The organism is Pseudomonas sp. AE27, from assembly GCF_037113495.1.
GTDB lineage: Bacteria > Pseudomonadota > Gammaproteobacteria > Pseudomonadales > Pseudomonadaceae > Aquipseudomonas > Aquipseudomonas palmensis.
On the sequence record NZ_CP146966.1, the window covers coordinates 3,246,064 to 3,260,043 of the forward strand.

A 13,980-nucleotide genomic window follows, 5' to 3' on the forward strand; every position below is an offset into this window, starting at 1 on the left:
CTTCCCCTTGGCGCCGGCAAGGCCGGCGAAGCTGCTCAGTTCTCCCGGCACTTGCGCCGGTACGGGAACACATCGATCACCTTCCCCTCCCGTATCGCCGCCTGCAGCCCCTTCCAGTAATCGGCGTCATACAACTCGCCATGCAACTGGCTGAACAGGCGTCGCTGGCCGATATCGGCAAACAGAAACGGCGGGAACTCCTCGGGGAACACGTCCAGCGGCCCTATCGAGTACCACGGCTCGCTGGCCATCTCGTCCTCGGGGAAACGCGGCGGCGGGATATAGCGGAAGTTGGCTTCGGTCAGAAAGCAGATCTCGTCATAGTCATAGAACACCACCCGCCCATGCCGGGTAACGCCAAAGTTCTTCAGCAGCATGTCGCCGGGGAAGATGTTCGCCGCCGCCAGTTGCTTGATCGCCAGCCCGTAGTCCTCCAGCGCCTCGCGCACCTGGGCCTCGTTGGCGTTTTCCAGGTACAGGTTCAGCGGGGTCATGCGCCGCTCGGTCCAGCAGTGGCGGATAAGCACCGTGTCGCCCTCCACCACCACGGTCGACGGCGCCACTTCCAGCAGCTCGGCCAGGCACTCTGGCTCGAACTTGCCCAGCGGGAAGCGAAAGTCGGCGAACTCCTGGGTATCGGCCATGCGCCCCACGCGGTCGACGCTCTTTACCAGGCGGTACTTCTCGATGACCGTGGCGCGGTCGACACTCTTGGACGGCGAGAAGCGGTCCTTGATGATCTTGAACACGGTGTTGAAGCCCGGCAGGGTGAACACGCTCATGACCATGCCGCGCACACCGGGGGCCATGATGAAGCGGTCGTCGGTACTGGCCAGGTGATTGATCAGCGCCCGGTAGAACTCGGACTTGCCGTGCTTGTAGAAACCGATGGAGGTGTACAGCTCGGCGATGTGCTTGCCCGGCAGGATGCGCTTGAGAAAGCCCACGAACTCGGCCGGCACCGGCACATCGACCATGAAGTACGAGCGAGTGAACGAGAAGATGATCGACACATCGGCTTCATCGGTGATCAGCGCATCGATTTCGATGCCGTGGCCTTCGTGGTGCAGCAGCGGAATCACCAGCGGCCACTGTTCATCGTGGGTGAACAGCCGGCCCACCAGGTAGGCCCCCTTGTTGCGATAGAGCACCGAGGAAAACAGCTCCACCTGCAGTTGCGGGTCCTTGCACACCCAATCGGGCAGGTTCTCGCGCAACTGCGCCTCCAGGCGCGCCAGATCACCAGGCAGGTCGGCGAAGGGCACCGCGAAGGCGTAGTCGGCGAAGACCTGCGCGAGCATCTCGCCCAGCCCGCCCTGGGGGCGGTAGGTGCGGGTCTGCGCGGCGCGCTCATGGGCGCGCAGTGCCGGGCGCGTGGTATGGATGAACATGCAGCCGTCGCTGATCAGGTCATGGCTGAACAGGCTGCAGAAAATCGAGTTGTACCAGGTTTCGGAAAGCTCATCGTCCAGGCGCGGGTCGATCAGGCTGATGTAGGCGCTCTTGACCAGCGGCCAGAACGTCGCATCCAGCAGAACCTCGGGCTCGAAAGCGCCGGCCAGCCAGCCGCTGACCTCGCTGACCTTTTCCTCGTAGAGATTGATACGTGCCGCCGAGGCCGTCTGGATCTGCTGCCATTGCGCGAGCTCGAAGCGTTGGCGTGCCCCGTCGGTGATCTGGCGAAAGTGCTCACGGTAGCTGTCGAAGCCATCGAGAATCATCCGGGCGATGGCGGCGGCCGGCCATTGTTGGGGCATGGGTAAGACCTCTGCGGGAATTTCAAAGACCTGAGCTTAGCCAGTCACGCAAGGCTGCGATAGCCTACTTAGGAACCGTTTCGCGCCCTTCGCCGGCAAGGCCGGCTCCTACAGATACCGCCCCCACAGCAGGAGCCAGCGGTGCTGGCGAAAGCGCCCGAATTGACACCGCAAGAAAGCGAGAGAGCCCACCCTGGCTTTTACCGTAAACTCCCGCCCCTGCCCCTGTTACCCGGAGAACCCCCGTGAGCCCCATCGCCATCACCCGACTGTTGATTCTCGCTGCCGTGTGGGGGGCCAGTTTTCTGTTCATGCGCATCATTGCGCCGGTGCTGGGCACCCTGCCCACCGCCTTCTTTCGCGTCTCCATCGCCTGCGCCGGGTTGCTGGTGATTCTCGCCCTGCTGCGCGTGCGCTGGGACTTCCAGGGCAAACTCAAGGCCTGCCTGTTTCTGGGCATGATCAACTCGGGAATACCCGCAACGCTCTACTCGGTGGCCGCCCAGGTGCTGCCCGCCGGCTACTCGGCGATCTTCAACGCCACCACGCCGCTGATGGGCGTGCTGATCGGCGCGCTGTTCTTTCGCGAGGCCATGACCCTGCCCAAGCTGGGCGGCATCTTCCTGGGCCTGTTCGGGGTCGGCATTCTCAGTGGTGCGGGGCCGGTGGCCTTCGACGCCAGGCTCATGCAGGGCGCCCTCTCGTGTCTGGCGGCCACCACCTGCTATGGCTTCTCGGGGTATCTGGCGCGGCGCTGGCTCGACCAGCAGGGCGGCCTGGACAGTCGCCTGTCGGCGCTGGGCAGCATGATGGGCGCCACCTTGCTGTTGCTGCCGCTGTTCGGCTTCAGCGTGATCACCCAGCCACCTGCCAGCTGGGGCGGCTGGCAGGTGTGGTTGTCGCTGCTGGGGCTGGGCCTGTTGTGCACCGCCTTCGCCTACATCCTGTACTTTCGCCTGATCAGCGAAATCGGCCCGGTAAAATCCACCACCGTAACCTTCATGATCCCGGCCTTCGGCGTGCTGTGGGGCGCGTGGCTACTGGACGAGCCCCTGTCAATGGCGCACCTGTATGGCGGGCTGCTGATTGCCGTGGCCTTGTGGCTGGTGCTCAAGCCGGCCCGCCAGGCCCGTCAGCTGGCCAGCGACTGATCCACCGTGTCAGGCTTGGTCGCGGGCTTGCGGAACACGAACAGCAGGCCCACCACGATCAAGCCCATGCCCAGCAGGCTCAAGGCCGCCAGGCGATTGCCGAAGATCAGGTAGTCCATCACCGCCGTCACCGCCGGCACCAGGTAGAACAGGCTGGTGACATTGACCAGGTTGCCCTTGGCGATCAGCCGGTACAGCAGCAAGGTCGCCAGCAACGACACCACCAGGCCCATCCACAGCACCGAGAACACAAAGCTGGTACTGGGGTTGACCGCCAGCGGCTGGAACGGTGCAAACAGCGCGCACATCAGCAGCCCCGCCAGGTACTGCAAGGGCAGCGTGCCCACCGGGTTGCTGGTGATGCGCTTCTGCATGATCGAGCCGAACGTCATGCTGGCCAGCGCCAGCAGCGCGAACAGCATGCCCGCCAGCGAGATGCCGCCCAGGCCGATGCCCTGGTACACCACCATCACCAGCCCGATCAGCCCCAGGCTCAGGCCGAACAGGCGGCTGAACGAACGCTTGCGCTCCATCAGCACCACCGTGAGGATAGGCTGCACGCCCATCACGGTGGCCATGATGCCGGGCGTCACCTTCAGGTCCAGCGCCAGCAGGTAGAAGATCTGGTAGGCACCGAGCAGCACGCAGCCGGTGGCGATGGCTTGCAGCAACGGGCCGCGACCGCGTGGCCAGTGCAGGCGCAGCAACGGGCCGAGCAGCAGCAGGCCGACAAAGGCAATCGCAAAGCGGATCAGCAGAAAGGCAAAGGGCGAGGCCTGCGCCAGGCCGAGCTTGGAGACGATGGCGCCGCTGCTCCAGAGCAGGACGAACAGGCTGGTGGTGGCCGCCGAGGCCACGGATTGTTTCGAGATAACTGACATGAAATGCCACCTGTATTCGGGCAAGTAAGCCGAACGGTCGAGCTGCGCGATGCAGCCGGCCGTATTCAGTAGGGTTCAGGTGTGGTGGGGGCGCAGCCAGTGGCCGCTCAGCCCAGCACTACAACCACGCCGGGTGGTGCGACAACGCACGCCACGGGGCTACTGACAGGTGGTGGGTAGTGACTGATCATGACCGGCTGCTGGGACCCACGCACGACCACGACCGCGTCGGGCGCGGTAGCGAATACGGTGGTGGGGCGGGAAGCTGGCATGTGCAGGTCTTCGGTGAGGTGAACTGTGGGTGAATATAGCCACACTCGCGACACGGTGCAAGGCCCGCCCCGGCAGGGGCCAACCTTGCACCGAGTGTGGTCAGAACAGCCAGCGGTACAGCAGGTAAGCAACCAGCACCGCCAGCACCGGGCGCAGCACGCGGTAGGCCTTGGGGTTGGCGCGCTTGAAGGTCTTGACCCGGCTGCTGATCACGGTACTGAAGCGTTTGCTCCAGGCATACGCCTGGTTGATCCCGCCCACGCGCTCGTCGTCGGTGTTCTGCGGCGCGGTGGCCCGGCCCAGGAAGGCACTGACCTTGCGGTTGATGCGAGTCATCAGCGGGCTGGTCAGCGGTCGCTCGATATCGCAGAACAGGATCACCCGGGTGGTCTCGGTTTCGTTCTTCACCCAGTGCACGTAGGTTTCATCGAACATCACGTCTTCGCCATCGCGCCAGGCGTACACCTGGCCGTCGACATAGATGCGGCAGTCGTCCGAGTTCGGCGTGGACAGCCCCAGGTGATAGCGCAGCGAACCGCCGAATGGGTCGCGGTGCGGGTTCAGGTGGCTGCCGCCCGGCAGCAGGGCGAACATCGCGCCCTTGACGTTGGGGATGCTGTTGACCAGCTCGACGGTGCGGGGGCACAGCGCCTCGGCCGATGGCAGCGCCTTGTCGTACCACTTCAGGTAGAAGCGCTTCCAACCCTTCTTGAAGAACGAACCGAAGCCGGCATCGTTGTCTTTTTCGGCGGCGCGGATGTAGCCCTCGTCGAACAGGTGCATGGCCTCCTCGCGGATCACCTGCCAGTTGTCCTTGAGCACGTCCAGCTCGGGGAAGCGACTACGGTCCAGGTAGGGCTTGGAAGGCACCCCGGAAAACAGGTACATCAGGGCGTTATAGGGGGCGAACAGCGCCGAATGGTTGACGAACTGGCGCAACACGGGCAAACGCGCCTTGCCGCGCAGGTGCACGTACAGGGTGCTGCCGAAGAACAGCAGCAGTACACCTGCCTTGGCGACAAAGGAAAAGGTCATGCAACACTCCTTGAATTTCGATCAGGCCATCGCTGCCGGATAATCGGACATGATAAACCGATCCGGCCCCGGTAAAAACAACCGGGGCCGGACATTCAGTGTTGGCAATTGTGCAACAACGCAGTGCGCCGAACATTGAGGCGGATCAGCCTCGGTGGAGCCTGGCGGTGGTTACTGCTGGTTTTCCTGCTCGGTGAACAGGTCGCTGAAGAGCATGCTGGACAGGTAGCGCTCGCCCGAATCGGGCAGGATCACCACGATGGTCTTGCCCTGCATTTCCGGCTTTTCGGCCAGGCGTACCGCCACGGCCATCGCCGCGCCACAGGAGATACCGCACAGGATGCCTTCCTCCTGCATCAGGCGCAGGGCCATGGCCTTGGACTCCTCGTCGCTGGCCAGCTCGACCTGGTCGACCATCGACAGGTCCAGGTTGTTGGGTACGAAACCTGCGCCGATGCCCTGGATCTTGTGCGGGTTGGGCTTGATTTCCTGGCCGGCCAGGGCCTGGGTGATCACCGGAGACACCAGCGGCTCGACCGCCACCGACAGAATCGGCTTGCCCTGGGTGTTCTTGATGTAGCGCGACACACCGGTGATGGTGCCGCCGGTGCCCACGCCGGCAACCAGCACATCGACCCCGCCGTCGGTGTCGTTCCAGATTTCCGGACCGGTGGTCTTCTCGTGAATGGCCGGGTTGGCCGGGTTGTCGAACTGCGCCGGCATGAAGTAGGTGGCCGGGTCGCTGGCTACGATTTCGGCGGCCTTCTCGATCGCGCCCTTCATGCCCTTGGCAGGCTCGGTCAGCACCAGCTCGGCACCCAGCGCCTTGAGTACCTTGCGCCGCTCGATGCTCATCGAGGCCGGCATGGTCAGCATCAGCTTGTAGCCGCGCGCAGCGGCCACGAAGGCCAGGCCGATACCGGTGTTGCCCGAGGTCGGCTCGACGATGGTCATGCCCGGCTTGAGCCGGCCGCTGCTTTCGGCGTCCCAGATCATGTTCGCGCCGATCCGGCACTTGACCGAATAGCCGGGGTTGCGCCCCTCGATCTTGGCCAGGATGGTCACGCCCCGCGGGGCGATGCGGTTGATCTGCACCAGCGGCGTGTTGCCGATGGAGTGCGCGTTGTCAGCGAAGATACGGCTCATGGCTTGGGTCCTTTTGGCACCGTGCGAAAACTTCAAGGGTATGCCTGCCCCTGCGGTGCGTCCACCCCGAACGAACCGATGCGCCCGTGCGGCGGTCAACCGGTCATCCTCAATCACGGAACCCACGCCGATGAAACGCCGCTACCGCTGGCCCCTGTGGGGGCTGCTGGGCATTGCACTGTTGCTGCTGGCCCTGCACCTGACGCTGCCGATCCTGGTACGCAACTACCTGAACGAAAAGCTCGCCGACATGGGCGACTACCGCGGCCAGGTCACCGATGTCGACCTGGCCCTGTGGCGGGGTGCCTACAAGATCAACGGCCTGACCATCGTCAAGACCACGGGCAAGGTGCCGGTGCCGTTTCTGGAGGCGCCGCTGATCGACCTGTCGGTGAGCTGGCATTCACTGTGGTACGACCATGCCGTGGTGGCCGAAGTGACCTTCCTGCGCCCGAAACTGAACTTCGTCGATGGCGGCAACACCCAGGCGTCGCAGACCGGTAAGGGCACCGACTGGCGCGCGCAGCTGAGCAAGCTGCTGCCGATCACCCTCAACGAGCTGCGCATAGACGACGGCACCCTGACCTTTCGCAACTTCAATTCCAAACCGCCGGTCAGCCTTGAAGCGACCCAGCTCAACGCCAGCGTCTACAACCTGACCAACGTGGTGGACGTCGAAGGCAAGCGCGACGCCCGCTTCGAGGGCAAGGCCCGGCTGCTGGGCGACGCGCGGGTGGAAAGCACGGCCACCTTCGACCCGCTGAGCAACTTCGAGGACTTCCAGTTCCGCCTGCGCGCCACCGGCATCCAGCTGCGCCAGATGAACGACTTTGCCAGCGCTTACGGCAAGTTCGACTTCAATGCCGGGCACGGCGACGTGGTGATCGAGGCCGAGGCGAACAAGGGCCAGCTCAAGGGCTACATCAAGCCGTTGTTGCGCGATGTCGAAGTGTTCAACTGGCAGCAGGACGTGGAGAACAAGGACAAGGGGTTTCTGCGCTCGATCTGGGAAGCCCTGGTGGGCGGTACCGAAACGGTGCTCAAGAACCAGCGCAAGAACCAGTTCGCCACGCGCGTGGAGCTTAGCGGCAGCGTGCATCACAGCGATATCAGCGCGTTCGAGGCGTTTTTGCAGATTCTGCGCAACGGCTTCGTGCAGGCATTCAATGCGCGGTATGAACAGGGGCCGCCGAAAGCTGACTGATCCATGGCGGTACTGGCCCTTTCGCTGGCAAGCCAGCGACGAGGCCAGGCCTGCCACCCCGGTTCCATGACCAATCATCCACAGACTGAATACCCCGTCCGCGTTCACAGCCACGCAAGCCCCGCGTTATAGTCGTCGCATGATAGTCACCGCATGACCATTTTTTGAGGATCGGTACATGAAGTTCGAAGGCACCAGCGCATACGTCGCCACAGATGACCTGAAACTGGCCGTCAACGCGGCGATCACCCTGGAGCGCCCGCTGCTGGTCAAGGGCGAACCCGGCACCGGCAAGACCATGCTCGCCGAGCAACTGGCCGAAGCCTTCGGTGCCAAGCTGATCACCTGGCACATCAAGTCCACCACCAAGGCCCACCAGGGCCTCTACGAGTACGATGCGGTCAGCCGCCTGCGCGACTCGCAGCTGGGCGTGGACAAGGTGCACGACGTGCGCAACTACCTGAAAAAGGGCAAGTTGTGGGAGGCCTTCGAAGCCGAGGAGCGGGTCATCCTGCTGATCGACGAAATCGACAAGGCCGACATCGAGTTCCCCAACGACCTGCTGCAGGAACTCGACAAGATGGAGTTCTACGTCTACGAGATCGACGAGACCATCAAGGCCAAACAGCGCCCGATCATCATCATTACCTCCAACAACGAGAAGGAACTGCCCGACGCCTTCCTGCGTCGCTGCTTCTTCCACTACATCGCCTTCCCCGATCGCGCCACGCTGCAGCAGATCGTCGACGTGCACTACCCCAACATCAAGCAGGACCTGGTCAGCGAGGCGCTGGACGTGTTCTTCGACGTGCGCAAGGTGCCGGGCCTGAAGAAAAAACCCTCCACCTCCGAGCTGGTCGACTGGCTCAAGCTGCTGATGGCCGACAACATCGGCGAAGCGGTATTGCGCGAGCGCGACCCGACCAAGGCCATCCCGCCGCTGGCCGGTGCGCTGGTCAAGAACGAGCAGGACGTGCAGTTGCTGGAGCGCCTGGCGTTCATGAGCCGGCGCGGCAACCGCTGAGCCAACGGGGTCATTGCCATGCTGCTGAACCTGTTCAATGAAATGCGCGCGGCCAAGGTGCCGGTGTCGGTACGCGAGTTGCTCGACCTGCTCAATGCCTTGAAGCAGCGGGTGATCTTCGCCGACATGGACGAGTTCTACTATTTGGCGCGCGCCATCCTGGTCAAGGACGAGCGCCACTTCGACAAGTTCGACCGGGCCTTCTCGGCCTACTTCAAGGGCCTTGAAAACCTCGACCACCACCTGGAGGCGCTGATCCCCGAAGACTGGCTGCGCAAGGAATTCGAGCGTTCCCTGACGGATGAAGAGCGTGCGCAGATCCAGTCCCTGGGCGGTCTGGACAAGCTGATCGAAGCGTTCAAGAAACGCCTGGAAGAACAGAAGGAACGCCATGCCGGCGGCAACAAATGGATCGGCACCGGCGGTACCAGCCCGTTCGGCTCGGGCGGCTTCAACCCCGAGGGCATTCGCGTGGGCGATGCCGGCAAGCGCCAGGGCAAGGCGGTCAAGGTATGGGACCAGCGCGAGTACAAGAACCTTGACGACGGGGTGGAACTGGGCACGCGCAACATCAAGCTGGCCTTGCGCCGGCTGCGCAAGTTCGCCCGTCAGGGCGCGGCCGAAGAGCTGGATATCGACGGCACCATCGACCACACCGCGCGCGATGCCGGGCTGCTCAACATCCAGATGCGTCCGGAGCGGCGCAACAGCGTGAAGTTGCTGCTGCTGTTCGACATCGGCGGTTCGATGGACGCCCACGTGAAGATCTGCGAAGAGCTGTTTTCGGCCTGCAAGACCGAGTTCAAGCACCTGGAGTACTACTACTTCCACAACTTCGTGTACGAGTCGGTGTGGAAGAACAACCTGCGCCGCACCTCCGAGCGCACCTCGACCATGGACCTGCTGCACAAGTACGGCGCCGACTACAAGGTGGTGTTCGTGGGCGATGCGGCCATGGCGCCCTACGAGATCACCCAGCCCGGTGGCAGCGTGGAGCACTGGAACGAGGAAGCCGGGTATGTGTGGATGCGCCGCTTCATGGAGAAGTACAAGAAGCTGATCTGGATAAACCCCTACCCCAAGGACACCTGGGGCTATACCGCTTCGACCAACATCGTGCGCGAGCTGGTCGAGGACCGGATGTTCCCGCTGACCTTGCGCGGGCTGGAGGAAGGGATGCGGTTTCTCTCCAAGTAGCGGTGAACCCTTCGCCGGCCTTGCCGGCGAAGAGGCCCTGTCAGTCGGCAAACCTCTGCAGATAAACCTGCTGCTCTCGCCATGCCATCTCCTGCACCACGGCCCGCAACCGCACCACACGCCCCGGCAGCAACTGCGCCAGGCCGGCCAGCGCCAGCGGGGTCAGCGCCCCCAATCGCGGATAGCCGCCAATCGTCTGCCGATCATTGAGCAACACGATCGGCTGCCCATCCGGCGGTACCTGCACCGCGCCCAGCGGTATCCCCTCCGAGATCATCGGCTGCCCCTGATACTGCAACGCCGGGCCCAGCAGGCGCATGCCCATGCGGTCGGCGCGGGTGTCCAGGGTCCAGTCGCGGTTGAAGGCATCGAACAGGCTCTGCCCGGCAAACTCGCCGATCTGCGCCCCCATCACCAGGTCCAGCACGGTGCAGGTACCAGGCACGGGTCGAAGCCCTTCGGGCACCTCACGCACACCCGGCGCGTTGCCGGCGTAGCCCAGGCACTCGCCTCGGGCCAATGCCCTGCCCAGTCCCGTCAGCCCGCCCAGCTCCTCGCGCACCACCGTAGCGCAACTGCCCAGCACCTGCGGCGCAGCGAATCCCCCTGGCGCCGCCAGGTAGGCCCGCACACCCTGCAGCGGCTGGGTGAACTGCAGGCGCTGCCCCTTGTCCATCACGAAACTGCGCCACGGCGCCAGCGGCTGGTCGTCGAGCCGTGCGCCCAGGTCAGCACCGGCCAGTGCCAGGCAGCACGCCTGCTCGGCCACCAGCGTCAGCCCGCCCAGGGTGATTTCCACCACCGCCGCCTGCGGTGCATTGCCCAGCAGCCAGTTGGCCCAGCGCATCGATACCCAGTCCAGACCACCGCCCTGGGTCACGCCCAGGTGGCGCACGCCAAAGCGCCCGGCATCCTGCAACAGGCACAGCGGCGTGCTGGCCTCGATCAGCAAGCGGCTCACGGCGACACCTGCAGGGGCGTGTCGTCGCCGCCGAGTGCAAGGAATTCGGCACGCTCCACCGCCACGAAGCGCACCCGGTCGCCCGGCTGCAGCAGGCTGTAGCCCTCACGCTGGCGATCGAACAGGCGGCTGGGGGTACGCCCGATCAGGTTCCAGCCCCCGGGCGACACCGCCGGGTAGGCCGCCGTCTGGCGCTCGGCGATGCCCACACTGCCGGCTGCCACGCGCTTGCGCGGGGTGGCCAGGCGCGGCGCGGCCAGCGCCTCCTCGACCAGCCCCATGAACGCGAAACCCGGGGCGAAGCCCAGGGCGAACACCTGGTACTCACGCGCGCTGTGGCGGCGGATCACCCCCCCCACGGAATCGCCGCTGCGCTGCGCCAGCAAGGCCAGCTCGGGCCCGACGCTGGGGTCGTACCACACCGCAATGTCGTGGCGCTGCCCTGCCCCGCCCTCGTCGGGGCGAAGACCTTCGAGCGCCTGCGCGATACGCTCGCGGGCCTGGGTGGGCGACAGGTCGAAATGCACCATCACGGTGGTGTACGACGGCACCAGATCGATCAGCTGCGCCGCAAAGGCTGCACGCAGACGCTGGGTGGCAGCGAGCATCCAGGGCATGTTGGACTCATCGATCGCATCGAACAGGCGCACCATCAGGCAATCGACAGCAACCACCTCGACGCGCCACTTCATGGCGCCGCCTGCGCATCGAGAGCCTGACGAATCTGCCGCACCGCAGCCACCGAGCTGGCATTGTCGCCATGCACACACAGCGTATGGGCCTGCAGGCGCACTGCGCTGCCATCACTGGCAACCAGCGGTTCGCCCCGTGCCAGGCGCAGGGCCTGCTCGACGATCAGGGCCGGGTCGTGGTGCACGGCACCGGGCAGGCGCCGCGACAGCAGGCGTCCGGCGGGGTCGTAGGCACGGTCGGCAAAGGCCTCGAACCACAACGTGACGCCATATTCGTCACCCAGTGCCTGGGCCGCGCGATTGTCGGCCGTGGCCATCAGCATCAGCGGCAGGCTGCGGTCGTAGGCGGCCACCGCCTCGATCACCGCACGCAGCTTGCCCGGCTCGGCCATCATGTCGTTGTACAGCGCGCCGTGGGGTTTGACGTAGGCCACCTGGGTCTTCTGGGTACGGCAGATACCGTCCAGCGCGCCGATCTGGTAATGCAGCAGGTCGCGAATCTCTTCATTGCTGCAGGCCATCGAGCGGCGCCCGAAACCGGCCAGGTCCTGGTACGCCGGGTGCGCCCCCACCAGCACGCCCCCGGCCACGGCCAGCGCCACGGTGGCGCGCATGATGCCCGGGTCGCCAGCATGAAAACCGCAGGCGATGTTGGCGCAATCGATAAAGGGCATCACTTCGGCATCCAGCCCCATGCTCCAGCTGCCGAAACTTTCACCCATGTCGCAATTGAGTAGCAGGCGGCTCACGCGCGTTGCTCCTGTGTCGGGTGGGGGGGCGGCCCGGAGGCCGTCTAGCGCCAGCTCGGCTCCACCGGCTTGCGCCGACCGCCGAGGATCGCCCAGCCGATCAGCATCAGCAGGCTCTCGATCACCAGTGCCAGTAGCATGGCGCTGGCCAGGCCCCAGGCCATCGCCTCGGGCGCCAGCAGGATCTGGTAGCTGTAGCCCTTGAGGGTTTCCTCGCGCAAGGCCGGGTCGGCCGCCACCAGTACGTGCCAGGTGCGTACCAGCCACGGGCGCTGCAGGGTCTGCCACTCTTCTTCGAGCAGGCGATTGCGCGCCACCAGGCTGTCGATGCTGTCGGCATCGCTGTTGAACACCGGGTCGTCGCTGGCACGGTAGTGACGTACCAGCGCCTGCAGGTCGCCATTGAAAAAGCGCTGCGCGGTCTGATTGAAGCCCTTGAGGCCCTCGCGCGATTCGAGCAGGTGCGCCTCGACCCGCTGGGTGTAATCGTTGATCAGCCCGGGGATCTGCACACCGACCAGCAGGCCGAAGGTAAACAACAGCAAACGCAGGTAACTTCTGAACATGAAGGCTGATCCTTAGCTGGCCTGACCCTGGGCAATGCATTCACCGCGCCGCCACAGGCCCCACTGGCCAGGCTCGTAGCGGCGCCAGATCTCGTCCTCGGTCAAGGCCTCGGTGGCAATGACGGTGACCACATCGTTGGGCGTGGTCTCGGCCTGGAAGTCGACGATCATGTCCACGTCCTTGAGCCGCGCCGGGCCGAACGGTGCGCGCCGGGTGATGTGTACCAGCTTGGTCGAACAGAAGCAGAACAGCCAGTCGCCATCGCTGAGCAGGCAGTTGAACACGCCCTTGCCACGGAACTCGGCGCAGGCCTGCACCAGCACCGGGATCAGCTCCTCGACCTCGACCGGTTCGGGGAATGCCTCGCGGATGCGGTTGAGCAGGTCGCAGAAGGCGGCCTCGCTGTCGGTATCGCCAACCGGGCGGTAGAAGGTGCGTTGCCCCTGGAAGTCGCCCAGCTGGCCGTTGTGTGCGAAGCACCAGTTGCGCCCCCACAGTTCGCGCACGAACGGGTGGGTGTTGGACAGGCACACCTTGCCCACGTTGGCCTGGCGAATGTGGCCGATGACCACCTCGCTCTTGATCGGATAACGCTGCACCAGGTTGGCGACTTCCGACTCGCAGCTGGCCGCCGGGTCCTGGAACAGGCGCAGGCCACGGCCTTCATAGAAGCCGATGCCCCAGCCGTCACGGTGCGGCCCGGTACGTCCGCCACGCTGCATCAGCCCGGTGAAGCTGAACACGATATCGGTAGGGACATTGGCGCTCATGCCCAGTAATTCACACATGCAGGGGTCGCTCCAGGGCGGATCTTACAAACGCGGTTCGAGGCGCTCGCGGCTGCCGCCGGCGGGTGCTTCAGGGGGTTCGCTGCGGTAGCGGTCACGGCTGTCGGCGGCGAACGGCTGGTCGTCCAGCGGCTCGTCGGCATCGCGCCTGGCGGCGGCTTCGGCAGCGGCGCGGCGGGCCTTGGCACGGCGCTCCAGCGGCCAGCGCAGCAGCACGAACACGCCATACAGGATGAACGCGATCATGCCGTACATGGCCAGGTCGGACGCGGCGCGCAGCACGTTGTTGCCGACCTTGAAGGCCAGGTCCAGGGCAGTGATGGCGATGGCCGGGGCGAACTTCTCCTTCACCGGGTCGATGATGGTCGGGGTCAGCAGCAGCACTGCCATGATCACCCGCAGCGGCTCGCGCAACCAGCGCCACATCCACGCGGTCAGGCGAAAGCCCACCAGCAGGCAACCCAGGGCGGCCAGGGCATAGAGTCCCCAGGCGAGCAGATAATCGTTCTCGGTCATGGCGTCCGTGGCAAGCTAGGCAAATAGATGCTTATGATA

14 protein-coding genes are annotated in these 13,980 nt (G+C 64.8%); 4 read left to right on the forward strand and 10 right to left on the reverse strand.

Annotated features, from left to right (window positions below; translation table 11 throughout):
* Window positions 1-35 precede the first annotated feature (35 nt).
* Window positions 36-1,757: a bifunctional isocitrate dehydrogenase kinase/phosphatase gene (gene aceK / locus V9K84_RS14795; RefSeq protein WP_043864182.1), complete on the reverse strand. Its 1,722-nt coding sequence runs from the start codon at window positions 1,755-1,757 to the stop codon at window positions 36-38.
* A 245-nt stretch (window positions 1,758-2,002) separates the two neighbouring features.
* On the opposite strand from aceK, the gene V9K84_RS14800 reads away from it, so the two are divergent.
* Entirely contained in the window at window positions 2,003-2,908 is a 906-nt protein-coding gene (locus tag V9K84_RS14800; protein WP_054914956.1) for a DMT family transporter, read from the forward strand.
* Here V9K84_RS14800 and V9K84_RS14805 read toward each other — a convergent pair.
* The 3 genes from V9K84_RS14805 to cysK all read right to left on the reverse strand — a co-directional run bounded on the left by V9K84_RS14805 (window position 2,890) and on the right by cysK (window position 6,243).
* Entirely contained in the window at window positions 2,890-3,789 is a 900-nt protein-coding gene (locus V9K84_RS14805) for a DMT family transporter (RefSeq protein WP_078481634.1), read from the reverse strand. The two genes, V9K84_RS14800 and V9K84_RS14805, sit on opposite strands and share 19 nt — an antisense overlap.
* A gap of 372 nt (window positions 3,790-4,161) precedes the next feature.
* Complete coding sequence (locus tag V9K84_RS14810; RefSeq protein WP_043864185.1) at window positions 4,162-5,097, reverse strand: aspartyl/asparaginyl beta-hydroxylase domain-containing protein; 936 nt, start codon at window positions 5,095-5,097, stop codon at window positions 4,162-4,164.
* A gap of 171 nt (window positions 5,098-5,268) precedes the next feature.
* On the reverse strand, window positions 5,269-6,243 hold the full coding sequence (gene cysK, locus V9K84_RS14815) for a cysteine synthase A (RefSeq protein ID WP_043864186.1): 975 nt from the start codon (window positions 6,241-6,243) through the stop codon (window positions 5,269-5,271).
* Between the two features lie 130 nt (window positions 6,244-6,373).
* On the opposite strand from cysK, the gene V9K84_RS14820 reads away from it, so the two are divergent.
* From V9K84_RS14820 to V9K84_RS14830, 3 genes are all read left to right on the forward strand, one after another.
* Window positions 6,374-7,447 carry a DUF748 domain-containing protein gene (locus tag V9K84_RS14820; RefSeq protein ID WP_054914958.1) on the forward strand — a complete coding sequence of 358 codons (1,074 nt, stop codon included), beginning with the start codon at window positions 6,374-6,376 and terminating at the stop codon, window positions 7,445-7,447.
* 178 nt (window positions 7,448-7,625) lie between these two features.
* Complete coding sequence (locus V9K84_RS14825; protein ID WP_043864188.1) at window positions 7,626-8,471, forward strand: MoxR family ATPase; 846 nt, start codon at window positions 7,626-7,628, stop codon at window positions 8,469-8,471.
* Window positions 8,472-8,489: 18 nt separating this feature from the next.
* Window positions 8,490-9,668, forward strand: coding sequence for a VWA domain-containing protein (locus tag V9K84_RS14830; RefSeq protein ID WP_043864189.1), 1,179 nt, complete (start codon window positions 8,490-8,492; stop codon window positions 9,666-9,668).
* 40 nt (window positions 9,669-9,708) lie between these two features.
* Here V9K84_RS14830 and V9K84_RS14835 read toward each other — a convergent pair whose 3' ends face one another.
* The 6 genes from V9K84_RS14835 to V9K84_RS14860 all read right to left on the reverse strand — a co-directional run bounded on the left by V9K84_RS14835 (window position 9,709) and on the right by V9K84_RS14860 (window position 13,941).
* A complete protein-coding gene (locus tag V9K84_RS14835; protein ID WP_088514498.1) occupies window positions 9,709-10,629 on the reverse strand; it encodes a biotin-dependent carboxyltransferase family protein in 921 nt (306 codons plus the stop codon).
* A complete protein-coding gene (locus V9K84_RS14840; RefSeq protein ID WP_088514497.1) occupies window positions 10,626-11,321 on the reverse strand; it encodes an allophanate hydrolase subunit 1 in 696 nt (231 codons plus the stop codon). Before V9K84_RS14840 ends, V9K84_RS14835 begins: the two co-directional genes overlap by 4 nt.
* On the reverse strand, window positions 11,318-12,043 hold the full coding sequence (locus tag V9K84_RS14845) for a 5-oxoprolinase subunit PxpA (protein ID WP_338794410.1): 726 nt from the start codon (window positions 12,041-12,043) through the stop codon (window positions 11,318-11,320). The genes V9K84_RS14840 and V9K84_RS14845 overlap by 4 nt, the downstream gene beginning before the upstream one ends.
* A 71-nt stretch (window positions 12,044-12,114) precedes the next feature.
* Window positions 12,115-12,636 (reverse strand): DUF2937 family protein, encoded by a 522-nt coding sequence (locus tag V9K84_RS14850; RefSeq protein WP_054914961.1) that lies wholly within the window; start codon window positions 12,634-12,636, stop codon window positions 12,115-12,117.
* 12 nt (window positions 12,637-12,648) lie between these two features.
* The gene (locus V9K84_RS14855; RefSeq protein WP_088514495.1) at window positions 12,649-13,425 is read right to left on the reverse strand and encodes a class II glutamine amidotransferase; all 777 of its coding nucleotides are present in this window, start codon (window positions 13,423-13,425) and stop codon (window positions 12,649-12,651) included.
* Between the two features lie 24 nt (window positions 13,426-13,449).
* A complete protein-coding gene (locus tag V9K84_RS14860) occupies window positions 13,450-13,941 on the reverse strand; it encodes a hypothetical protein (RefSeq protein ID WP_043864195.1) in 492 nt (163 codons plus the stop codon).
* Window positions 13,942-13,980: the final 39 nt, after the last annotated feature.

Excerpts from the sequence above, each read along its gene's own strand:
- aceK (WP_043864182.1), bottom strand. The coding sequence starts at position 1,757 with ATGCCCCAACAATGGCCGGCCGCCGCCATCGCCCGGATGATTCTCGAT.
- V9K84_RS14805 (WP_078481634.1), bottom strand. The coding sequence starts at position 3,789 with ATGTCAGTTATCTCGAAACAATCCGTGGCCTCGGCGGCCACCACCAGC.
- V9K84_RS14810 (WP_043864185.1), bottom strand. The coding sequence starts at position 5,097 with ATGACCTTTTCCTTTGTCGCCAAGGCAGGTGTACTGCTGCTGTTCTTC.
- cysK (WP_043864186.1), bottom strand. The coding sequence starts at position 6,243 with ATGAGCCGTATCTTCGCTGACAACGCGCACTCCATCGGCAACACGCCG.
- V9K84_RS14820 (WP_054914958.1), top strand. The coding sequence starts at position 6,374 with ATGAAACGCCGCTACCGCTGGCCCCTGTGGGGGCTGCTGGGCATTGCA.
- V9K84_RS14825 (WP_043864188.1), top strand. The coding sequence starts at position 7,626 with ATGAAGTTCGAAGGCACCAGCGCATACGTCGCCACAGATGACCTGAAA.
- V9K84_RS14830 (WP_043864189.1), top strand. The coding sequence starts at position 8,490 with ATGCTGCTGAACCTGTTCAATGAAATGCGCGCGGCCAAGGTGCCGGTG.
- V9K84_RS14840 (WP_088514497.1), bottom strand. The coding sequence starts at position 11,321 with ATGAAGTGGCGCGTCGAGGTGGTTGCTGTCGATTGCCTGATGGTGCGC.
- V9K84_RS14845 (WP_338794410.1), bottom strand. The coding sequence starts at position 12,043 with ATGGGTGAAAGTTTCGGCAGCTGGAGCATGGGGCTGGATGCCGAAGTG.
- V9K84_RS14850 (WP_054914961.1), bottom strand. The coding sequence starts at position 12,636 with ATGTTCAGAAGTTACCTGCGTTTGCTGTTGTTTACCTTCGGCCTGCTG.
- V9K84_RS14855 (WP_088514495.1), bottom strand. The coding sequence starts at position 13,425 with ATGTGTGAATTACTGGGCATGAGCGCCAATGTCCCTACCGATATCGTG.
- V9K84_RS14860 (WP_043864195.1), bottom strand. The coding sequence starts at position 13,941 with ATGACCGAGAACGATTATCTGCTCGCCTGGGGACTCTATGCCCTGGCC.